The 20,020-nt window shown below is 60.5% G+C and carries 18 protein-coding genes; 14 read left to right on the top strand and 4 right to left on the bottom strand.

The genetic code is table 11. The features are described 5' to 3' along the window. The first annotated feature begins 2 nt into the window (after positions 1 to 2). From GC127_RS09105 to GC127_RS09085, 5 genes are read left to right on the top strand one after another with little or no spacing between them, the layout of a single operon-like run. Positions 3 to 1,355, top strand: a complete 1,353-nt coding sequence (locus GC127_RS09105; protein ID WP_151977681.1) for an aspartate aminotransferase family protein — start codon at positions 3 to 5, stop codon at positions 1,353 to 1,355. Then, positions 1,355 to 2,281, top strand: a complete 927-nt coding sequence (locus GC127_RS09100) for a 3-keto-5-aminohexanoate cleavage protein (protein WP_151977679.1) — start codon at positions 1,355 to 1,357, stop codon at positions 2,279 to 2,281. Before GC127_RS09105 ends, GC127_RS09100 begins: the two co-directional genes overlap by 1 nt. A gap of 39 nt (positions 2,282 to 2,320) precedes the next feature. Continuing rightward, complete coding sequence (locus GC127_RS09095; protein ID WP_254700041.1) at positions 2,321 to 2,764, top strand: GNAT family N-acetyltransferase; 444 nt, start codon at positions 2,321 to 2,323, stop codon at positions 2,762 to 2,764. Next, a complete protein-coding gene (locus GC127_RS09090) occupies positions 2,761 to 3,783 on the top strand; it encodes a histone deacetylase family protein (RefSeq protein ID WP_151977675.1) in 1,023 nt (340 codons plus the stop codon). Before GC127_RS09095 ends, GC127_RS09090 begins: the two co-directional genes overlap by 4 nt. A 2-nt stretch (positions 3,784 to 3,785) precedes the next feature. Next, the gene (locus tag GC127_RS09085; RefSeq protein ID WP_151977673.1) at positions 3,786 to 4,886 is read left to right on the top strand and encodes an FAD-binding oxidoreductase; all 1,101 of its coding nucleotides are present in this window, start codon (positions 3,786 to 3,788) and stop codon (positions 4,884 to 4,886) included. A gap of 35 nt (positions 4,887 to 4,921) precedes the next feature. Here GC127_RS09085 and GC127_RS09080 read toward each other — a convergent pair whose 3' ends face one another. Further along, positions 4,922 to 5,587, bottom strand: coding sequence for a GntR family transcriptional regulator (locus tag GC127_RS09080; RefSeq protein ID WP_037297925.1), 666 nt, complete (start codon positions 5,585 to 5,587; stop codon positions 4,922 to 4,924). A 19-nt stretch (positions 5,588 to 5,606) separates the two neighbouring features. Beyond that, the gene (locus GC127_RS09075; RefSeq protein ID WP_151977670.1) at positions 5,607 to 8,540 is read right to left on the bottom strand and encodes an FAD-binding and (Fe-S)-binding domain-containing protein; all 2,934 of its coding nucleotides are present in this window, start codon (positions 8,538 to 8,540) and stop codon (positions 5,607 to 5,609) included. Between the two features lie 140 nt (positions 8,541 to 8,680). On the opposite strand from GC127_RS09075, the gene GC127_RS09070 reads away from it, so the two are divergent. The 9 genes from GC127_RS09070 (at position 8,681) to GC127_RS09030 (ending at position 17,686) form a co-directional block, all read left to right on the top strand. Further along, positions 8,681 to 9,865 (top strand): alanine--glyoxylate aminotransferase family protein, encoded by a 1,185-nt coding sequence (locus tag GC127_RS09070; protein WP_151979679.1) that lies wholly within the window; start codon positions 8,681 to 8,683, stop codon positions 9,863 to 9,865. Between the two features lie 118 nt (positions 9,866 to 9,983). Further along, positions 9,984 to 10,958 (top strand): TRAP transporter substrate-binding protein, encoded by a 975-nt coding sequence (locus tag GC127_RS09065; protein WP_037297832.1) that lies wholly within the window; start codon positions 9,984 to 9,986, stop codon positions 10,956 to 10,958. A 118-nt stretch (positions 10,959 to 11,076) separates the two neighbouring features. Then, positions 11,077 to 11,631: a TRAP transporter small permease gene (locus GC127_RS09060; protein WP_151977668.1), complete on the top strand. Its 555-nt coding sequence runs from the start codon at positions 11,077 to 11,079 to the stop codon at positions 11,629 to 11,631. Continuing rightward, positions 11,631 to 12,911: a TRAP transporter large permease gene (locus GC127_RS09055; protein WP_151977666.1), complete on the top strand. Its 1,281-nt coding sequence runs from the start codon at positions 11,631 to 11,633 to the stop codon at positions 12,909 to 12,911. Before GC127_RS09060 ends, GC127_RS09055 begins: the two co-directional genes overlap by 1 nt. 10 nt (positions 12,912 to 12,921) lie before the next feature. After that, entirely contained in the window at positions 12,922 to 13,695 is a 774-nt protein-coding gene (locus GC127_RS09050; protein WP_151977664.1) for an enoyl-CoA hydratase/isomerase family protein, read from the top strand. Beyond that, entirely contained in the window at positions 13,692 to 14,894 is a 1,203-nt protein-coding gene (locus GC127_RS09045; protein ID WP_151977663.1) for a CaiB/BaiF CoA-transferase family protein, read from the top strand. Before GC127_RS09050 ends, GC127_RS09045 begins: the two co-directional genes overlap by 4 nt. Continuing rightward, positions 14,891 to 15,625: a 2-keto-4-pentenoate hydratase gene (locus tag GC127_RS09040; protein ID WP_151977661.1), complete on the top strand. Its 735-nt coding sequence runs from the start codon at positions 14,891 to 14,893 to the stop codon at positions 15,623 to 15,625. Before GC127_RS09045 ends, GC127_RS09040 begins: the two co-directional genes overlap by 4 nt. A 220-nt stretch (positions 15,626 to 15,845) precedes the next feature. Continuing rightward, positions 15,846 to 17,102, top strand: a complete 1,257-nt coding sequence (locus GC127_RS09035) for a sorbosone dehydrogenase family protein (RefSeq protein WP_008281231.1) — start codon at positions 15,846 to 15,848, stop codon at positions 17,100 to 17,102. Next, the gene (locus GC127_RS09030) at positions 17,102 to 17,686 is read left to right on the top strand and encodes a cytochrome c (protein ID WP_151977659.1); all 585 of its coding nucleotides are present in this window, start codon (positions 17,102 to 17,104) and stop codon (positions 17,684 to 17,686) included. Before GC127_RS09035 ends, GC127_RS09030 begins: the two co-directional genes overlap by 1 nt. Positions 17,687 to 17,750: 64 nt before the next feature. Here GC127_RS09030 and GC127_RS09025 read toward each other — a convergent pair whose 3' ends face one another. Then, complete coding sequence (locus GC127_RS09025) at positions 17,751 to 18,773, bottom strand: aspartate-semialdehyde dehydrogenase (RefSeq protein ID WP_008281229.1); 1,023 nt, start codon at positions 18,771 to 18,773, stop codon at positions 17,751 to 17,753. Positions 18,774 to 18,847: 74 nt separating this feature from the next. Next, positions 18,848 to 20,020, bottom strand: coding sequence for an MFS transporter (locus tag GC127_RS09020; RefSeq protein WP_151977657.1), 1,173 nt, complete (start codon positions 20,018 to 20,020; stop codon positions 18,848 to 18,850).

Raw genomic sequence — 20,020 nt, 5'->3', positions numbered from 1 at the left:
CAATGAACGTAAAACCCTCTCACCTTTTCTATCAGGGACGCGAGCGCAAGCCGGTCCTCGATCAGGCGCGCGGCGTCTATATGTGGGACGTGGATGGCAAGCGCTATCTTGATGGCTCATCTGGCGCGATGGTCTGCAATATCGGCCATTCAAACGAAAACGTGCTCGACGCGATGCGCCGCCAGATGGAGAAATCCACCTTTGGCTATCGCTTGCATTTCGAGACCGAGGCATCAGAGAAACTCGCCGCCAAGACCGCCGCCCTCTGCCCTGAGGGGCTGAACCGAGTGTTCTTTGTCTCGGGCGGGTCCGAGGCCGTGGAATCCGCACTGAAGCTGGCGCGCCAATACGCGCTGGCCATCGGAGAGGGCAGCCGGTGGAAGATCATAAGCCGCGCACCATCCTACCATGGCTGTACGCTAGGCGCGCTTGCCATCACCTCTTATGCGCCGCTCACCGCTCCCTTTGCGCCGATGATGCAGGCAATGCCAAAAATTCCCGCACCGCGCGCCTATCTCGATGGGCTGGACGCCGACAAAGAGGCGACCGGGCATCACTATGCCGACATGCTCGAGGCCAAGATCATCGAGGAAGGCCCCGAGAGCGTGCTTGCCTTTGTGGTTGAGCCTATCGGCGGCGCATCAACGGGCGCGCTGGTGCCACCGCGCGGCTATATGGAGAGGGTGCAGGAGATTTGCCGCAAATACGGCGTGCTTTTTATTCTGGACGAGGTAATGACCGGCGCAGGACGGACCGGCAAGTTTCTCGCCTCTGAGCATTGGAATCTCGCTCCTGACATTATCGTCATGTCAAAGGGCTTTGCCGCTGGATACGTGCCACTGGGTGCGATGGTTGCGCATGAGCGGTTGGTCGAGCCGGTCTTGGACGCTGGCGGCTTTCTCCACGGCTTTACTTACGCAGGCAACCCACTGGCCTGCGCCGCCGGTCTCGCCGTGATCGACGAAATTGAGCGGATGGATTTGGTGGGCAATGCCGCCCGCATGGGTGACCGCCTGCAAGAGCGTTTGCGTGGCTTGATGCAGCGCTATGCCATCATCGGTGATGTGCGCGGCAAGGGGCTGCTGACCGCGTTCGAATTCATGGCGGATCGCGGCACCAAGGCCCCGCTGCCCAAGGGTTTGCGCGCCTTCGACCGATTTGTGCAGATCGCCTATGACAAAGGTCTGATCGTCTACGCCCGCCGCACCCGTGACGGGGTTGAGGGGGATCATATCATCGTAGCCCCCCCGATGATCGTGACCGAGACGCATCTGGACGAGATCACCGAAATGCTGGATGCATCGCTGGCAGAGTTTACCGACGAAATTCGCCCGGCACTGGAGCGGGCTGTATAATGCGCGAAATCATAATTACTTGCGCACTTACAGGCTCGATCCATACGCCGTCCATGTCGCCGCACCTGCCCATTACCGGCGATGACATCGCCCGCGCAGGGATCGAGGCGGCCGAGGCGGGCGCGGCAATTCTTCACCTGCACGCCCGTGATCCAAAGACCGGGCGGCCCTCTGCAAAACCAGAACATTTCCAGGCCTTTCTACCACGCCTGAAAGAAGGCTGTGATGCGGTCCTGAACCTCTCGACCGGGGGCAGCGCCACGATGACGCTGGATGAACGCCTCGCCGCGCCGAAAGAGGCCGCGCCGGAAATGGCCTCACTCAACATGGGCACAATGAATTTCGCGCTCTATCCAATGGCAGAGAGGATCGCCGACTGGCAGCACGACTGGGAAAAACCCTTTCTCGAAGGGTCCGACGATCTGGTGTTCAAGAACACGCCCCGCGACATTGCCCGCATTCTGATGGAACTGGGCCAAGAGCGCGGCGCAAGGTTCGAGTTTGAGTGCTACGACCTGAGCCACCTCTATATGCTCCGACATTTCGCGGATCGCGGGCTGATCCGCGCCCCTTATTTCATTCAGTTTGTTTTTGGCGTCTTGGGCGGAATGGGCGCGGACCCCGAGAACCTCACGCATCTTGTGCGCATCGCAGACAAGCTTTTTGGTCAGGACTATATGTTTTCCGTTCTGGCCGCGGGACGGCAACAGATGCCGATGGCGGCGCAGGCGGCGGCGATGGGCGGCCATGTGCGCGTCGGGCTTGAGGATAGTCTGACCATCGGACGCGGCACGCTTGCCCGCTCTAACGCGGAGCAAGTCATCAAAGTGCGCGGCATTGTCGAGGCGTTGGGGCGCGTCGTGGCCAGCCCCGACGAGGCCCGCACTCTGCTGGGCCTCAAGGGTGCTGACCGGGTGGCGATCTGACCGATGGTAGATTTTCGCGCAGTCGAAACAGAGGACGACATGGCGTTGCTAGACGCGGCCCTGCGCCAGCTGAGTGCGGATTTGGGCGATGCGCATAGCGCCGGTCTTGACGCGTTGCGCGCCGGGCTGACAGGCAAGATACCGGCGGCATACGGCCTGCTCGCGCTTGAGGGCGATCTGATCGGTGCGGCCCTCTTTGGCCCGCTTTTTTCCACTGTGCGCGGGGCGGCAGGCGTTTATGTCTCCGACCTTTGGGTCACAAAAGCAGCGCGCGGTCAGGGACTTGGCCGCACGCTTTTGTCCGAGGTAGCGCGCCGCGCAGGTAGGCTGTGGCAGGCGGAATGGATGATGCTGGCGGTTTATGCGCATACACCCGCCTCGCGGCGGTTTTATGAGCGCCTTGGATTCGAGGCGCAACCGCAGGCCACGCAGATGCGCCTGCCGCAGCCTGCGATGCGGCGACTGAAGGGAGAAGACGGATGAAGGCGATTTTCGACGATCGGCAATGGCGACACGACCCCAAACATTTCATGGCGAACGGGGTGATCAAACCCTGCCCCGAGCAGCCTGAGCGTATCGCGCGCCTGACGGACGGGGCCAAAGCAGCCGGTTGTGACTTTGTTGCGCCAAAGGATGCCGGTCTTGGGCCCATCGCGGCGCTTCATTCACCAGAATATGTGACCTTCCTGCGCAACATTTACACCCGATGGCAACGCATCGACGGCGCAGGGGATGAGGTGATCCCAAATGTTCACCCCGCCAATCGCAGCGACAGTTATCCCAAATCCGCCGTAGGCCAAGCGGGCTATCATCAGGCGGATACCGCCTGTCCCATCGGGGCGGGCACATGGGAAGCGGCCTATTGGTCAGCACAGACCGCCATTACTGGGGCCGATATGCTCGCCGCTGGCGAGCGTGCCGCCTATGCCCTCTGCCGCCCGCCGGGGCATCATGCCTTTGGCGATCTGGCGGGTGGGTTCTGCTTTTTCAACAACGCCGGGATTGCGGCAGAGCGGCTGCGCACAAGCGGCCTGCGCCCCGCGATCCTTGATGTTGATGTGCATCACGGCAACGGAACCCAAGGGATATTCTATGACCGCGACGATGTGCTGACTGTCTCGATCCATGCCGATCCGGCGCGGTTCTATCCGTTCTTCTGGGGCCATGCCGATGAGCGCGGCACCGGGCGCGGCACCGGCTATAACCTCAATCTACCGCTTGAGCGCGGCACCGGGGATGACGCCTATCTGAAAACACTCGACACCGCGTTAGAGCGGGTGGCGAATTTCGGGGCTGATGTCGTGGTCGTGGCCCTCGGTCTTGATGCCTATGAGGGCGACCCGTTTCAGGGTCTGGCGATCACCACACCCGGGTTTGCGCGCATCGGGGCCGCGATTGCCGGGCTGGGGATACAGACACTCTTTGTGCAAGAGGGTGGGTATCTCTGTCAGGAATTAGGCCAGAACCTTACATCGGTTTTGACAGGGTATGAGGGGGCTTGATCATGGCCGATGTGATCGTGATCGGCGGCGGTATCGCCGGGATCAGCGCTGCTGCGGAACTGGCGCGCGGCGGGGCTGATGTATTGGTGCTCGAAATGGAGGGGCAGATTGGCTATCACGCCACAGGCCGCTCAGCCGCTATCTTTATCCGCAACTACGGCAATGCCACGCTGCGCGCACTCAATGCCGTGGCAGAACCGATCTTTGAGCAGCCGGGCGAAATCAGCGACCAACCGCTGCTTAGCCCGCGCGGCGAACTTATGGTTGCCTCCGAGGAAGAATTGCCAATCCTCGACGCCTATCTCGACGGCTCGACCGGCATTGACCGGCTGACCGGCAAGGAGGCCGCCGAGATTGTGCCGATCCTGCGCGCCGACCGTATTGCCGGGGCGATGATCGAACGCGGCGCGCGCGGCATCGACGTGGACCGTTTGCTACAAGGCTATGCGCGGATGCTACGCGCAAGAGGGGGACGAATCGTTACAGGTGCTGTGGTGACCGGCCTGTCGCATCGCGCCGGGCTCTGGCAGGTCAAGACCGCACAGGAACAGCATAGCGCCCCGATCATCATCAACGCGGCAGGTGGCTGGGCGGATGACGTGTCCGCCTTGGCCGGAGTGCCGCGCGCAGGATTGCAGCCCTACCGGCGCTCGGCCGCGATCATTCCAACACCCCAGGGCTATGAAACAGAGCATTGGCCGATCTTTGGCTCTATCGCAGAGACATGGTATGCCAAGCCCGAGGCAGGCAAGCTGATGGTTTCCCCCGCCGATGAAGACCCGGTAGAACCGCATGATGCCTGGGCCGATGACATGGTGCTGGCCGAGGGGCTGCATCGGTTCGAGCAGGCAGTCAGCGTGCCGGTGACACGGGTAGAGCATAGCTGGGCAGGCCTCCGCACCTTTGCCCCTGACCGAACGCCCGTAGTGGGATTTGATCCGCGCGCGACAGGCTTTTTCTGGCTGGCCGGGCAAGGCGGCTACGGGGTGCAGACCGCCCCCGCATTGTCACGCCTGACAGCGGCGCTGATTGCGGGGGTGGCACCAGACGTCTCGTCGGAGGTGTTGGCGGCTATGAAGCCGGGGCGGTTCGGGTTGGACTAACAGCATCCCGCTGCACAAGGTCTGCAGCCCTGCGCTCAGGCCTGCGTTTTGGCCTTGATCGATGCGAACTTGCGCAGCAGGTGATCTTTCATCAGTTTACCGCAACGCTCCGCATCCCGCGTGCGCAGCGCGTCCAGAATGGCCTCATGCTCTTCTACTGCCGCGCGCCAGCGTTCGGGGGTCAGGTTGGCCTGATAGCGTGCCCGCTGCACCCGAAAGGCCAAAAGCTCATGCGCGCGCAGCAAAGTCTCATTTTCAGCTGCGGCCAGAACCGCTTTGTGAATGGCTTGATTGATGCGGAAATACGTCGGGCGATCCGCCTCGTCATAGGTCCGTCGCAGGGCCGTTGTCATCTCTGCGATGTCCTGCACGGTCTCTGCGCTTGCCTGCATCGTGGCCAATTCGCCGGCCAAGCCCTCAAGTGCGGCAAGCACGCAGAACACCTCTGCCAATTCCGCCTCGCTCTGACGGGTGATGACAGCGCCGCGATGCGGGATAAGGTCAAGCAATCCCTCTGCCGCCAAAACCTTGAGCGCCTCGCGTAGCGGTGTGCGCGACACGCCGAATTGCTCGGTCAGGGCCTTTTCGTTGATCTTCTCACCGGGCTGCAATTGCCCCTCAAGGATCATCTGACGCAGTCGATTTGTGATCTCAACGGCGAGCGCGGTGCGGCCAATCGGATCGGGTTTGAGGGCGGTCATGGGGGCCTCCGGGCCGGGGTTATCCATCTTTGCGGCCCTCCCTTACAGCATTTTGCGATGCCCTGTCGAAGATTTCCGCGATATGCAGCGCGCGGCGGTCGGTGCCATCTGCGATCTGGTGGCGGCATGAGGTGCCGTTCGCGATCAAGAGATCATCGGATGCTGCGGCGCGCACGGCTGGAAGCAGAGACAGCTCCCCCATTTTTAGGGATACGTCGATGGTTTCAGCCTGATAGCCAAAGGCCCCCGCCATGCCGCAGCAGCTGCTCTCGATGGTCTTTGGGTCAAGGTCAGGGATCAGCGCCAGCGCCTGTCCCATATCGCCCATCACGCCCGCCGCCTTTTGATGGCAATGGCCGTGGACATGGGCAGTGTGCCCCAGAGTGCCCAGCGGCAGATCAAGCCGCCCAGCGCGCGCCTCGCGCGCGATAAACTCTTCGAAGAGATAGGCATTCTTTGACAAGAGCTGCGCCTCATCCCCCGGCAAGAGCGTGAGAAACTCATCCCGCAACGTGAGCAGGCAAGACGGCTCCAGCCCCACCACCGGCACGCCAGCGCGCACATGCGGCAAGAGCGCATCCAAGGTCCGCCGCGCCTCGGCGCGCGCCTTGTCGATCATCCCCGCCGCCAGATATGTCCGCCCACAGCAGAGCGGGCGACCGGGCGCATGTGCGGTGATCACCTCATAGCCTGCACGGGTCAGAACGCGCAAAGCGGCACGTGGAATCGCTGGCTCCATCCAGCGGTTGAACGTGTCAGTAAAGAGAATGATCTTGCCTGCCTTGGTCGACGAGTGGGCGCGCTTGACCTCAGAGTCCTTGAAAAAATCCCCTCGAAACATGGGCAGAGACCGCGCATGTGCCAGACCGGTAATCCGCTCGCCAAGCCCGGCGAGAAACGGCACCCGGTTGCGCAAGGCGATCAGGCCCCGCAGCGCCACCGCAAGTCGAGCATAGCGTGGCATCTCTGCAATCAGCCGCGCGCGCAGACCGAACCCCAGCTTTTGACCCCGCTGATAGAGCACCTCGGTCTTCATCTTGGCCATGTCGACACCGGTTGGGCATTCGCGCTTGCAGGCCTTGCACCCGACACAAAGCTTCAGCGTTTCGGCCATCTCATCCGAGAAAAGCGCGTTTTGGCCAAGCCGCCCCGAAAGCGCAAGGCGCAGCGTGTTGGCACGGCCCCGTGTTGCGTCGCGCTCATCTCGGGTCACGCGGTAACTCGGGCACATCGCCCCGCCTGCCAGCTTGCGACAGGCGCCGTTGTTGTTACACATCTCGACCGCGCCTTGAAATCCGCCGCCCTTGCCTGTCCAGGCAGACCAGTCGTGGCCGGTTTTCAGATCGGCGAAATCATAGCCCGGCGGATAGCGCATAAGGCTGCGGTCGTCCATTTTCGGCGCATGTACGATCTTGCCGGGGTTGAGGCGGGTGTCAGGGTCAAAGGCCGCCTTGACCTCTTCGAATGCCCTGAGGATTTGCGGACCGAACATCGCCCCATGGAATTCAGAGCGCACAATCCCGTCGCCATGTTCGCCCGAATGCGATCCCTTGTATTCCCGCACCATGGCAAAGGCCGCCTCGGCGATTTCGCGCATTTTGCGCACGTCCTGTTCCAGTTTGAGATTGAGGACAGGGCGCACATGCAGGCATCCTTCGGACGCGTGCGCGTACCACGTGCCGGTGGTGCCGTGACTATGAAACACCTCGGTCAGACGATCTGTATAATCCGCCAGATGTTCCAGCGGCACGGCACAATCTTCGACAAAGGACACAGGCTTGCCCGCCTCCTTCATCGACATCATGATGTTGAGACCTGCCTTGCGCAATTCACCAATCTCGGTGGCGAGGGACATATCCCAGACCTCGACCACGCCACCCTCATGGGCGGCACCGCCGCGCCCAAACCCATAGCCAAGGTCCGCCATCGTATCGGCCAGACGGCGCATGTTCTCTTCATTTTCGGGTGGGCTATCGGCGAATTCCACCAGCAGCATGGCAGCAGGCGCGCCGCGCACGAATTGCTCAAGTGTCTTGGCGTAAATGGGAATCGCGCGGGCAAGATCAATCATGGTGCTATCGACCAACTCGACCGAGGTCGGGCCAAGCGCGACCAGCGGCTTGGCGGCCTCCATCGCGGCGCGGAAAGTGGGGAAATGGCAGACACCCAGCACGCGGGTTTTCGATGGCAGCGGTGACAGCTTGATCTCTATCGCGGTCGACGTGGCCAGCGTCCCCTCGGACCCGATCAGCAGATGGGCGAGGTTGATGGGCGCGTCACCGGGGACCAGCGCGTCGATGTTGTAGCCACCGACTCGGCGTTGCACCTTGGGGAAACGCAACGCGATTTCGCCAGCTTCTCGCGCGCCAAGATCAAGCATTTGCCGCAGCAGAGGTTCGGGCACGCGGTTGCCAGAACCGGGGCCGAAATCGAAGGGGGTGCCATCGGCCAGAAATCCCTCAATTCGGGTTACATTATCCCGTGTCGTGCCATAGCGCAGCGACCGCGAACCGCAGGAATTGTTGCCAACCATGCCACCGATCGTGGCGCGCGACGCGGTCGAGACATCGACAGGAAACCACAGGCCGTGCGGCTTTAATGCGCGGTTCAGATCGTCCAGAACAATCCCCGGCTCGACCACCGCGCGCCGCCCTTCCACATCCAGTTCCAGAATGCGATTGAGGTATTTCGAGCAGTCGACAATCAACCCGGAGTTCACCGTTTGCCCACATTGCGAGGTGCCACCGCCTCGCATCGTGAGCGGCAAACCGGCGGCACGCGCGGCGTCGAGCGCGGCCAGAACATCCTGAGGTGCCTTGGCCAGAATCACTCCTGCCGGCATAATCTGATAGATCGAGGCATCCGTCGCGTAACGCCCGCGCGAAAAGGTATCAAAGCGCGTTTCGCCCTGCACCTCGCGGCTGAGGCGGCTTTGTATCGTGCTGTCCAGCATAGGGTCCCGATCCGGTCGATGGTCAGAGTTTGGTCTTGACAGAATATTGAATTCAGAATTCAATTCAACAGAATTCACCTTTGCCCCTGTCCAGATCTTACCGGCGGTGGGCAAGGATGCTGTCTATGGGAGGAATGACAATGACCGCTGGCCGCCACTTTCTGCAAATCCCGGGGCCCTCGAACGTGCCGGATCGCATTCTGCGGGCGATGGATTATCCGACCATGGATCATCGCGGCCCGGCCTTTGCCGATGTCGGCCGCAAGGCGCTTGAGGGGATGAAAAGCATCTTCAAGACCGAAGCCCGAGTGGTCATCTATCCCTCATCTGGCACTGGCGCTTGGGAAGCGGCCTTGGTCAACACGCTCTCACCCGGTGACACAGTTCTGATGTATGAAACTGGTCACTTTGCGGCGCTGTGGCAGAAACTGGCACTCAAACTGGGCCTGAACCCGGTCTTTATCGACAGCGACTGGCGCGCCGGGGCCGATGCCACACGGATCGAAGAGCATCTGCGCGCGGACAAGGCGCATGAGATCAAAGCCGTCTGCGTTGTGCATAACGAGACCTCTACCGGCTCTGTTACCGACGTGGCCGCGGTACGCCGCGCGATGGACGCCGCCAATCACCCGGCGCTCTTGATGGTCGATACGATTTCCTCGCTCGCCTCAGTGGACTACCGACACGACGACTGGGGTGTGGACGTCACCATATCCGGTTCGCAAAAGGGGCTGATGCTGCCGCCAGGCTTGTCGTTTAACGCGGTCAGCGCCAAGGCGATGCAAGTTTCCGAATCTGCCGCGCTGAAGCGTTCGTATTGGAGTTGGGCAGAAATGGCGGGCCCAAATGATACGGGCTACTTCCCCTATACCCCCGCGACAAACCTGCTCTACGGTTTGAACGAGGCAATCGACATGTTGCACGAGGAAGGGCTCGACACTGTCTTTGCCCGGCACAAGCGCCATGGCGCGGCGGCGCGCGCGGCGGTTGAGGCATGGGGCCTAGAGGTGCTCTGCAAGAAAGCGTCTGACCGCTCGCCAGTGCTCACCGCCGTGATGGTTCCCGAGGGGCATTCAGCCGATAATTTCCGTGCCGTGACCCTGCGTAACTATGATATGTCTCTGGGGAATGGTCTGTCCAAAGTGGCGGACAAGGTATTTCGCATCGGTCACTTGGGGGATTTCAATGATCTGATGCTGATCGGCACCCTTGCGGGCGTGGAAATGGGCCTGCGCGATGCGGGTGTGCCGCACCGGGCCGGGGGCGTACAGGCGGCGATGGATCTTTTGGGCCAGAAGTTCGAAAGCGCCCGCGCCGCAGCCTAACGTTATCGGTCCGGGACGGAAGAGGGGCCTTCCCGGACCAACTGTAATGATTGCACAATAAGGAAAGACCAAGGCGCGGCACAGCCCGCGCAGACACGAAAACCAAGGGAGGAAGACAATGAAAAAAGCAATAATTGCATCCGTAGTGGCGTCGTTTGTGGCGGTGCCCGCGATGGCGGCAGATGTCACCATGCGGTTTGGCCATGTGGGCGAACCGGGCTCGCTGTTTGAGGCAACAGCAAACCATTTCGCCGCCTGCGTAGGCGAAAAATCCGGTGGCAAGGCAGAGGTTCAGACCTTTGGCTCGTCGCAGTTGGGAAATGACAAGGAATTGCTGCAAAAGCTCAAGCTGGGTCAGGTCGACTTTGCGTTGCCCTCGTCGGTGATGTCCTCGGTTGATGGGCTGTTCGGTGTTTTTGAAATGCCCTACATCATCAAAGACCGTGACCATATGCGCCGCGTTCAGGATGCCATGATGGACACGTTCCAGACTGCCGCAAACAACAACGGGTATCACATCGTAGGGCTTGCGGAAAACGGGTTCCGGCATATCACCAACAACATCCGGCCGATCAATTTGCCCGAGGACCTGAAGGGGATCAAACTGCGCACGCCCAATGGCGAATGGCGCGTCAAGATGTTCCAAGAATACGGTGCCAACCCCACCCCGATGGCCTTTTCGGATGTGTTTACTGCGTTGCAGACGGGTGTGATGGACGGGCAGGAAAACCCCTATACACAGATCGCGACGGCCAAGTTCCAGGAGGTGCAAAAGTACCTTTCGGTCACGGGCCATGTCTATACGCCAGCGTATATTCTGTCGTCGAAAAAAGGGTTTGACGGGCAGGCAGAGGATGTTCGCGCAGTGCTCGCGGAATGTGCCACAGACACGCAGACCTTTACCTATGAGACGGCTGCACGGATGGAAACCGAACTGCTCGACGTGATCAAGGCTGCCGGGGTCGAGGTGAACGAGGCCGACAAGGACGCGTTCATCGCTGCGTCCAAGCCTGTCTATGACGCTTTTGCAGAGCAGGTCGAAGGTGGGCAAGAGCTGATCGACGCCGTGCTCGCACTTGGTAACGCAAGCTGATCTTACTCTGTGACGGTCCCTGTTCGGGGGCCGTCACAGGCGTTTGTCTACAAGATTTCGCGAACTTGAACCGGCATGCGCATGCCGGGCAACCTTTTGCACCGGAACGTTGCACAACATGACCCCTCTGCTTACCCAAACCAATCGGATCGCAAGCCGCCTGCTTGAATGGATCACGGTTCTGCTGATGGTCGGCTTGACGATCGTCGTGATCGTTGCCGTTATCGCCCGCCTCATGGGCCAGAGTTTCTCTTGGTACGATGAGGTTGCCGCGATCATGCTGGCTTGGATCACCTATTATGGCTCCGCTCTCGCGGCGCTGCATCGGCGTCATATCGGCTTTGACTCGGTCCTTCTCGCCCTACCCAACCGGTACCGGATGATTGCGGTTCTGGTAGGAGAAGCGCTGGTGCTGCTCTTTTTCGTGCTCATGGCGCGCGCCGGGTTTCAGGTGCTTGAAGTGCTGGAAGGCGATACGCTGACCTCGCTTACATGGGTGCCGGTGCAATTGACACAATCGGTGATCCCGATCGGTGCCATCCTCTTTATCATCTGCCAATTGCTCAGCCTGCCGCATTACTGGGTTCAGACATCGCGCGGCATCTCTCTGGAACACGCTGAGATCGAAGAAGAAGTCGAGACCGAATTGGCCAAGAACAAGGAGCGCGTGTGATGCTTATGCTGGGTATTTTCGCGGCCCTTGTGGCGATGATTTGCATCAACATTCCGATCGCCATCGGCTTGGCTCTTGCCGGGGTTTTGGGTCTCTTGCTTACTGAGGGGCCGAGCAGTCTGGTGACCATTGCACTCGATATGTATAGCGGGTCCACCAAGTTTTCGCTGATTGCCATCCCGATGTTCGTGCTGGCAGGGGCCATCATGAATGCGGGCGGTATCACGGACCGGCTGATCAATTTCGTCACCGCCATCATCGGCTTTGTTCGTGGCGGGCTGGCCATGGTAAATATCGGTGTGTCGCTTTTCTTTGCCGAAATCTCTGGCTCTGCGGTGGCGGATGTCGCAGCCATGGGATCGATCCTGATCCCGCAGATGAAGAAACGCGGGTATTCCAAGGAACTGTCGGCGGCTGTTACCTCGTCCTCGGCCTCGTTGGCGATCATCATCCCGCCGTCGATCCCGATGATCCTTTATGCGGCCTCTTCTAATACGTCGGTCGAACAGCTCTTTGTCGCGGGCGTGGTGCCGGGTCTTTTGGGGGCGGCAGGCCTGATGTTCGTGGCCTATGTCTTTGCCCGCCGCTACAATCTGCCGACGGAAGAGGCATTCAACATTCCCCGCCTGCGCGAGACTTTCGTTGATGCACTGCCCGCCTTCTTGCTGCCGGTAATTATCCTTGGCGGTATTTTTGGCGGCTATGTGACCGCAACCGAGGCGGCTGGTCTTGCCGTGATCGCAGCCATCGTCGTGTCAGCTTGGTATCGCCAAGTGGATATCAAACATCTGCGCCGCGCGATGCTGGATGGGGGCATGCAAACGGCTGTTGTCATGTTGCTGGTCGCGGCCTCTGTTTTGATGGGTGGGTTCTTGACCCGCGCACAGATCCCGCAGCATCTGGCGCAGGGCATTCTCAACATCACCGATCAGCAATGGGCAATCTTGCTCATCCTCAACTTCTTCTTCCTGATCATTGGCTTTTTCCTGCATTCCGCAGCAGCGATCATCCTTGTGATTCCAATCGTAATGCCGCTGATCACGGCGGCGGGTATCGACCCGGTGCATTTCGGCCTTGTGGTTACGCTGAACCTTGCGATTGGTCAGCAGACGCCGCCGGTTGCCTCGGTTCTGATTACCGCCTGCGCGGTGGCAAGGGCCAATATCTGGGAGGTATCCAAGGTCAACATCTGGTTCATCCTGGTCCTGTTGGCGGTGCTGATGCTCTGCACCTATGTGCCCTCGGTGCCGCTCTTCCTTGTTGAATACTTCTACCGTTGAGGGGGCTGCGATGACCGAGATTTTGTCGCAGGTCCGGGGGCAGACCCTCTGGATCACATTCAACCGGCCTGATGCGCGCAATGCACTGACCTTTGCGATGTATGAGGGGCTGGCCAGCCTATGCCGCGAGGTGCCGACAGATGGCAGCATCCGCGCGGTGGTGATCCACGGTGCAGGCGGCAAGGCGTTTGCGGCAGGCACCGACATGACGCAGTTTCGGGCCTTTGACAAACCGCAGGATGCGCTTGACTACGAGGCCCGGATTGAGCGTGTCCTAGAGGCGGTCGAGCGCTGCCCCTTGCCAACCGTCGCTGCGATCAACGGCGCCTGCACCGGCGGCGGCGCGGCAATTGCCGGAGTTTGTGACATCCGCATTGCCGCGGCCAATCTAAAGTTCGGCTTTCCCATCGCCCGCACCCTTGGAAACTGCCTGGCCGCCGCCAATCTGGCGCGCCTCTCATCCCTGATGGGGGCCGGGCGCGTGCGCGAGATGATCTTTACCGCCCGCCTAATTGGCGCAGAAGAGGCGCAGGGATGCGGCCTGATCTCGGAAGTGTTGGAGGATGAAGCCGCGCTTATGTCCCGTGCCGGGGCATTGGCCGAAACGCTTGCCGAAATGGCCCCCCTCACGCTGAGGGCGACCAAAGAGGCGATGCGCCGCGTGAGCGCAGCCACCCGTGTCGAGGACGCCGACCTTATCGAAATGTGCTACATGAGCCGCGATTTCCACCACGGGCTCGAGGCCTTCCTTGCCAAACAAAAACCAGAGTGGAGTGGGACATGAACGCCACTGGCCCCCTAGTGGGGATGAAGGTGATCGAACTGGCCCATATCATGGCTGGTCCGGTCTGTGGCCTGATGCTGGCGGATATGGGCGCGGATGTGATCAAGGTGGAAAAGCCAGACGGCGATGACAGCCGGCGCTTTGTGCCCCCTGCGATCAACGGCGAATCTGCTGCCTATATGATGATGAACCGCAACAAGCGGGGTGTGGCGCTGAACCTCAAGGACCCGGAGGCGGTCCAAGTGCTGCACCGTCTGCTGGAAGAGGCTGATGTGGTGATCGAGAATTACCGCATGGGCACGATGGAGCGTCTGGGGTTGGGCTATGACGATCTGCGCGCCATCAACCCGCGCCTTATCTATTGCGAAATCTCGGGCTTTGGCCGTACGGGACCGTATGCAGAGCGTGGTGGCTTTGACCTGATCGCCCAAGGCATGTCGGGCCTCATGTCGATCACTGGCGAGGGGCCGGGGCGGCCCCCGGTCAAGACTGGTGCGCCGGTTTCCGATATTACGGCCGGGATAGTGGCGGCGATGGGTGTTTCTGCTGCCTACGCTCGGATGTTGCAAACGGGACAAGGCCAAAAGGTGGATACCTCACTGTTTGAGGCCGCGATCACCCAAACCTATTGGCAATCGGCGATTGCCTTTGCCACTGGCGTGGCACCCGGCCCGATGGGGTCTGCGCATCCTTTGAACGGTCCCTATCAGGCGTTCCAGACCGCCGATGGCTGGATCAACGTGGGGGCCGCCAACCAACGCAATTGGCTACGGTTTCTCGATGTGATCGGGGCCCCCGAATTGAACGACGACCCGCGCTTTGCCTCAAACCATGACCGCATGCAGCACCTCAGGGAACTCGAAGATATCCTCAACGGCTATCTTCGCCACGAAACGTCCGAGATTTGGCTGGAACGGATGGAAGAGGCCGGTCTGCCTGCCGGCCCCGTGCTGGATATCCTGCAAATGCAGGCCGACCCACAGGCACAAGCCCGCGATATGATTGTTGAAGTGCAGCATCCTGTGGCTGGTCCGGTCAAGACCCTTGGACATCCGGTCAAGTTCGGCGAGACCCCGGCAAACATCCGCTGTGCCGCGCCCGTTCTTGGCCAGCACAGCCGCGAGGTGCTGCGCGAGGCTGGTTATAACACGCAGCAGATCGCGGCGATGATCGCCTCGGGCGCGGTGATCGCAGCATGACCGATCCCCTGACGAAGGCGCTGCTGGAGGCGCGGAACGGCGGCCCCAAACTGCCCGATACCTATGGCGAGGGGTTAACGCGCGAGCGCATCTTTGCGGTCCAAACAGAAGTCGCCTCTGCGCTTGGTTCTGTGGGGGGATTCAAGGTTGCTTGCCCGCCCGGCGCGCCCATCATCATCGCCCCAATCATGGCCCACGACATTTACGAGAGCCCCGCGAAAATTTCCCTCTCAGAGGGCGAAGAAGCGGGCGTCGAACTTGAATACGCCTTTCGCCTGATTGCCCCAGTGCCGGATACTGCTGCGTTTGATTTCGAGACGCGCTTGCGAGACTCGGTAGAACTGCTGCCTGCGTTTGAGTTGGTCCAGAGCCGCCTTGCCAATCCAAAGGGCGCCGGTGCAGCGCTCAAGATGTTGGACAATCAACTCAACGGCGCGGTGGTTCTGGGTGAGGCTTGTCGCGACTGGCAAGGGATTGACGTCACCAGTGCCCAGGCACATCTGACCCTTGGCGATGCCACCCTGCTTGATGGCGTGGCCAAAGTACCCGGCGAAGGTGCCTTTGCCACGCTCTGCGCTCTTGTGCGCGCCTTGGGGGATCATTGCGGCGGCTTGCAGCCGGGGCATATAGTGATCACCGGATCGCTCAACGGGCTGCCTTGGGTAACGCCGCCGATCACCGCCCAAGGCGAAATCGCAGGCCTCGGCAGCGTCACCATGACGCTGGAATGAGACCTACGACTTTGGTCGTAGAAATTTCAGGCAGCAAACCCTTGTTCCGCCCAAAAACTGCGATAGGGTCTGCATGTGCGAATGCAACGTAAACGGTATTCGCAGGGGCCGCGCGAAGGGGAGAGCGCGTTGGGTCAGCTTGAAGAAGTCTAGGATCACGGCCCTGTCTGGGCTTGGCAAGTCAGACAGGTCGAACGGATTTTCAAACGGGAGGAACCAAATGAAGCATCTGCTGTCATCCATCGCCACTCTGGCGCTCAGCGCCGGGCTTGCCCATGCGCAAGCTGCCAACGTGCCGGACAATCTGGAAAAACTTTCAAATTTTCAGTCCACCGGCGTCACTGATTTCACGTTCATCGAACAGGGCGGCGACTATGCCGAGGGGATCAAGAAAACGCTCGAGCAGATCAGCCTGCCCGACGGGTTCAAGATCGGCCTTTACGCGGTTGTGCCCGATGCGCGCCACATGGCTGTAGGTCCGCAAGGCATCGTGACCTTCGTGGGCACCCGCAAGGACAAGGTGTGGTCCGTTACCGACCGCAACAAGGACCGCGTCGCCGACGAGGTCAAGGATTTCGCCCCTTCGCTCCAATTCTCGATCCCCAATGGTCCCTGCTTTTCCAAGGACGGTTTTCTCTATATCGCTGAACAGAACCGCGTGCTGCTCTTTCCCGCCGCCGAGTTCTTTTACGAAAGCCCGGATGTGGCAGCCTTCAACCTTGTGGCCAAGGGTGATCTGATCCCAGAGGACGAAGAAAGCTTTAACCATACCGCGCGGGTTTGTGACATCGGGCCAGATGGCAAGATTTACATTTCGCTTGGTCAGCCCTTCAACGTGGCCCCCAAGGATCGGCTTGAGAAATATAACGAGGTGGGCATTGGTGGCATCATCCGCATGAACACCGATGGCACGGGGCGCGAGGTCTTTACCTATGGCGTGCGCAATTCGGTTGGTCAGGATTTCCATCCCGAAACCGGCGAGTTGTGGTGGACAGACAATCAGGTCGACGGCATGGGCGATGACATTCCGCCGGGCGAGTTGAACCGTCAAACCGAGGCGGGCCAGCATTTCGGCCATCCGTGGTATGGTGGTGGATCCGTGCGCACCAATGAGTACAAGGGTGAAGAAGTCCCTGTAGACGTGGTGATGCCTGCCGTCGAAACTGTGGCCCATGCGGCCGACCTTGGCATGGCGTTCTATACCGGCAAGATGTTCCCTGCCAAATACAAGAACGCCATCTTCTCGGCGCAGCATGGCTCTTGGAACCGCACTGAACCGGTTGGTGCCCGCGTGATGGTTACGTTCATCGACGCAGAGGGCAATGCCACGATGGAGCCCTTTGCCGAGGGTTGGATCGACGAGAACGGCGAATACCTTGGCCGCCCGGTCGATGTGGCGCAGTTGCGCGATGGTTCGATCCTTGTGTCTGATGACCTTGCCGGGGCGATCTATCGCATCTGGTATGAGGGCAATTGATGCTTAAGGCATGTATCTTGGGTCTGGGCGGGGTTTTCCTCGCCCAGATCGCCATGGCAGAGGGACTGACCGGCGACCCAGAGGCGGGGCGCAAACTGGCCGGTCAATGCCGCACCTGTCACGGTATCGAAGGCATGGCCAAAATGCCCATCGTGCCCCATATCGGCGGCGAGAACCCGGCCTATATCGAGCATCAACTGACCGCGTTCCGCGAGGGGCGGCGGGTGCATGAAATGATGAGCGTGGTCGCGGCCAGCCTCAGCGATCAGGCGATTGCCGATCTGGCGGCCTGGTATAGCAGCCAGACGCCGGTCGCCACTCTGGCCCCAAGCCAGACGGCCGAGAATGCGCCCGAGACCTGCACCGCCTGTCATGGCGCAGATGGGATCGCGCTGATCGACGATGCGCCCAATCTGGCGGGTGAGACGGTGATGTATATCGACACACAGCTCAAGGCATTCCGCACCGGCAAACGTCAGCACGACATCATGAGCGGCATCGCCGCTGAGATGTCGAATGACGAGATCCGCGCGGTGGCTGAATGGTATTCTTCCGTTCAGTTCAAGGTCGCGCCGGTGCAGTAATTGCCCCGAAAATGCAAACGGGCGCGCCTGATAGCGCGCCCGTCTTTAATCTGCCTGAGGTAGCTCAGCCCTTTTTCAGCACCCGTTGACCCAGCACTTCAGCGATCTGCACGGCATTCAGCGCCGCGCCCTTGCGCAGGTTGTCGCTGACGCACCACAAGTTAATGCCATTATCAATCGTCGGGTCCTGCCGAATACGGCTGATGAAGGTGGCGTAGTCACCGACGCATTCGATCGGCGTCACGTAGCCACCGTTCTCACGCTTGTCGATCACCATGATCCCGGGGGATTCGCGCAGGATGTCGCGCGCTTCAGCTTCGTCCAGATGATCCTCGAACTCGATATTGATGGCCTCGGAATGGCCGACAAAGACCGGAACCCGCACGCAGGTGGCTGTAACCTTGATCTTGGAATCGAGGATCTTCTTGGTCTCAGCGACCATCTTCCACTCTTCCTTGGTTTGCCCATCCTCAAGAAATACGTCGATATGCGGGATCACGTTGAACGCGATCTGCTTGGTGAATTTCTTGGCAGGCTTGTCATCGGTCGGGTTGTAGACCGCTTTGGTCTGGTCCCACAGCTCATCCATGCCCTCTTTGCCAGCGCCGGATACCGACTGATAGGTCGAGACGACAACGCGCTTGATGCGTGCGCGGTCGTGCAGCGGCTTGAGTGCCACAACCATCTGCGCGGTTGAACAGTTGGGGTTGGCGATGATGTTCTTCTTGGCATAGCCCATGACCGCATCGGCGTTCACTTCCGGAACGACCAGGGGCACGTCGGGGTCATAGCGATAGAGCGAAGAGTTGTCGATCACGACACAGCCCGCCTTGGCCGCCTTGGGGGCGTAGACCTTGGTTGCGTCCGACCCGATGGCGAACAGCGCCATGTCCCAACCTGAGAAGTCGAACGTATCAAGATCTTGGGTCTTGAGAGTTCGGTCGCCAAAGCTGACTTCGGTGCCCAGAGAGCGGCGGGACGCAAGTACCGCGATCTCATCGACCGGAAACTCGCGCTCGGCGAGGATGTTCAGCATTTCGCGGCCCACGTTGCCCGTGGCACCTGCGACGACGATCTTGTAACCCATGTGTGTCTGCCTCCATAGCGGGGGTTGCGGTGCGGGTCATACAGGGATTACAGCCAATGTGAAAGGGGCCGCACTCACTCCATGCTGTCGCGACTGAAGAGATAGATCACCAATCCGATGACAAGGGCAAATGTGAACAGCGCAAAAAGCGCTTTGTAGCCCGCGACTGCGCCCCCGGTCGCGGCAGAAGCAAAAAGCGGCCCCGAGGCAAACTGCGCCACGCCCGCACCGCCAATGCCAAAGAGATTGAGCAGCGTCACACCCCGCCCTGCCAAATGGGCCGGAAAGAACGCCCGCCCATGCGCGATCAGCACCGGGTATGTGGACCCAGCAAGGCCGATAACCGCCAAGAGGGCAATCGACAGCCCAAGGCTGCGTTCCGGCCAGAGCATCAAAATCATGAGGGCGGCTGCGCAGATGACATTTCCGGTAAAGATCACCCATTTGCGCGACTTGAACACCCGGTCGAGGGGGCCATACGCAAAGGTGCCCGCGATCATCGCCATCCCCATGACCAGCGTCGCCTGTCCGACCTGCACCGTATCAAGCCCAAAGATATCGCGCAGATAGGGACCGGCCCAAAGGCCCCGAAGCCCTGCCGCAGGCGCATAGGCCACGAACATCAGCGGTAGAATGGCCCAAACCACGGGCATCCGGAGCAGATCAAGAAGCGAGCCGCGCGTATCCCCTGCGACTGCCTCTGGGTCGCGCACCAGTGCCAAGATACCCAATGACGCCGCGACCGAAACCGCCGCCAATCCCCAAAGCGCCGCGCGCCATCCGATTGTTTCTGCCGCCCATGCCATCGGATAAGAGGCCACCAGATTGCCGAATGATCCCACCCCCAGCATGACCGCCGCCAGAGTGGCAAACCGTGCCGCCGAGAATTGCCGCGCGAAAATGTAGTAAGAAGCCATCAGGACTGGCGCGCAGCCTGCGCCGATCAACACCATCGCAAGGTTGATATGCAGCGGGCTGACAGCCATTGCAAAAAGCGCCGCGCCGCCACCGCCACCCAACAGCAGCAAAGCCGACGCCGTGCGCCGTGGCCCAATCCGGTCGAGCGCCCAGCCCACCGGCAATTGCATCGCCGCGAAGGTCACGAACATCAGACCCGAGGCCGTCGCCAGATCATCCGGTGTGGCCCCGACATCGCGCGCCAAGGGACCGCTCAGCACCGCCAGAAAGGCGCGAAAAAACTGGCTGAGCACATAGGCAAAGCACAGCAGGATCAGTCCGGCGCGCAT

This window comes from Roseovarius sp. EC-HK134 (assembly GCF_902498815.1).
Classification (GTDB): domain Bacteria; phylum Pseudomonadota; class Alphaproteobacteria; order Rhodobacterales; family Rhodobacteraceae; genus Roseovarius; species Roseovarius mucosus_A.
This window is presented reverse-complemented; position numbering and strand designations above follow the sequence as displayed.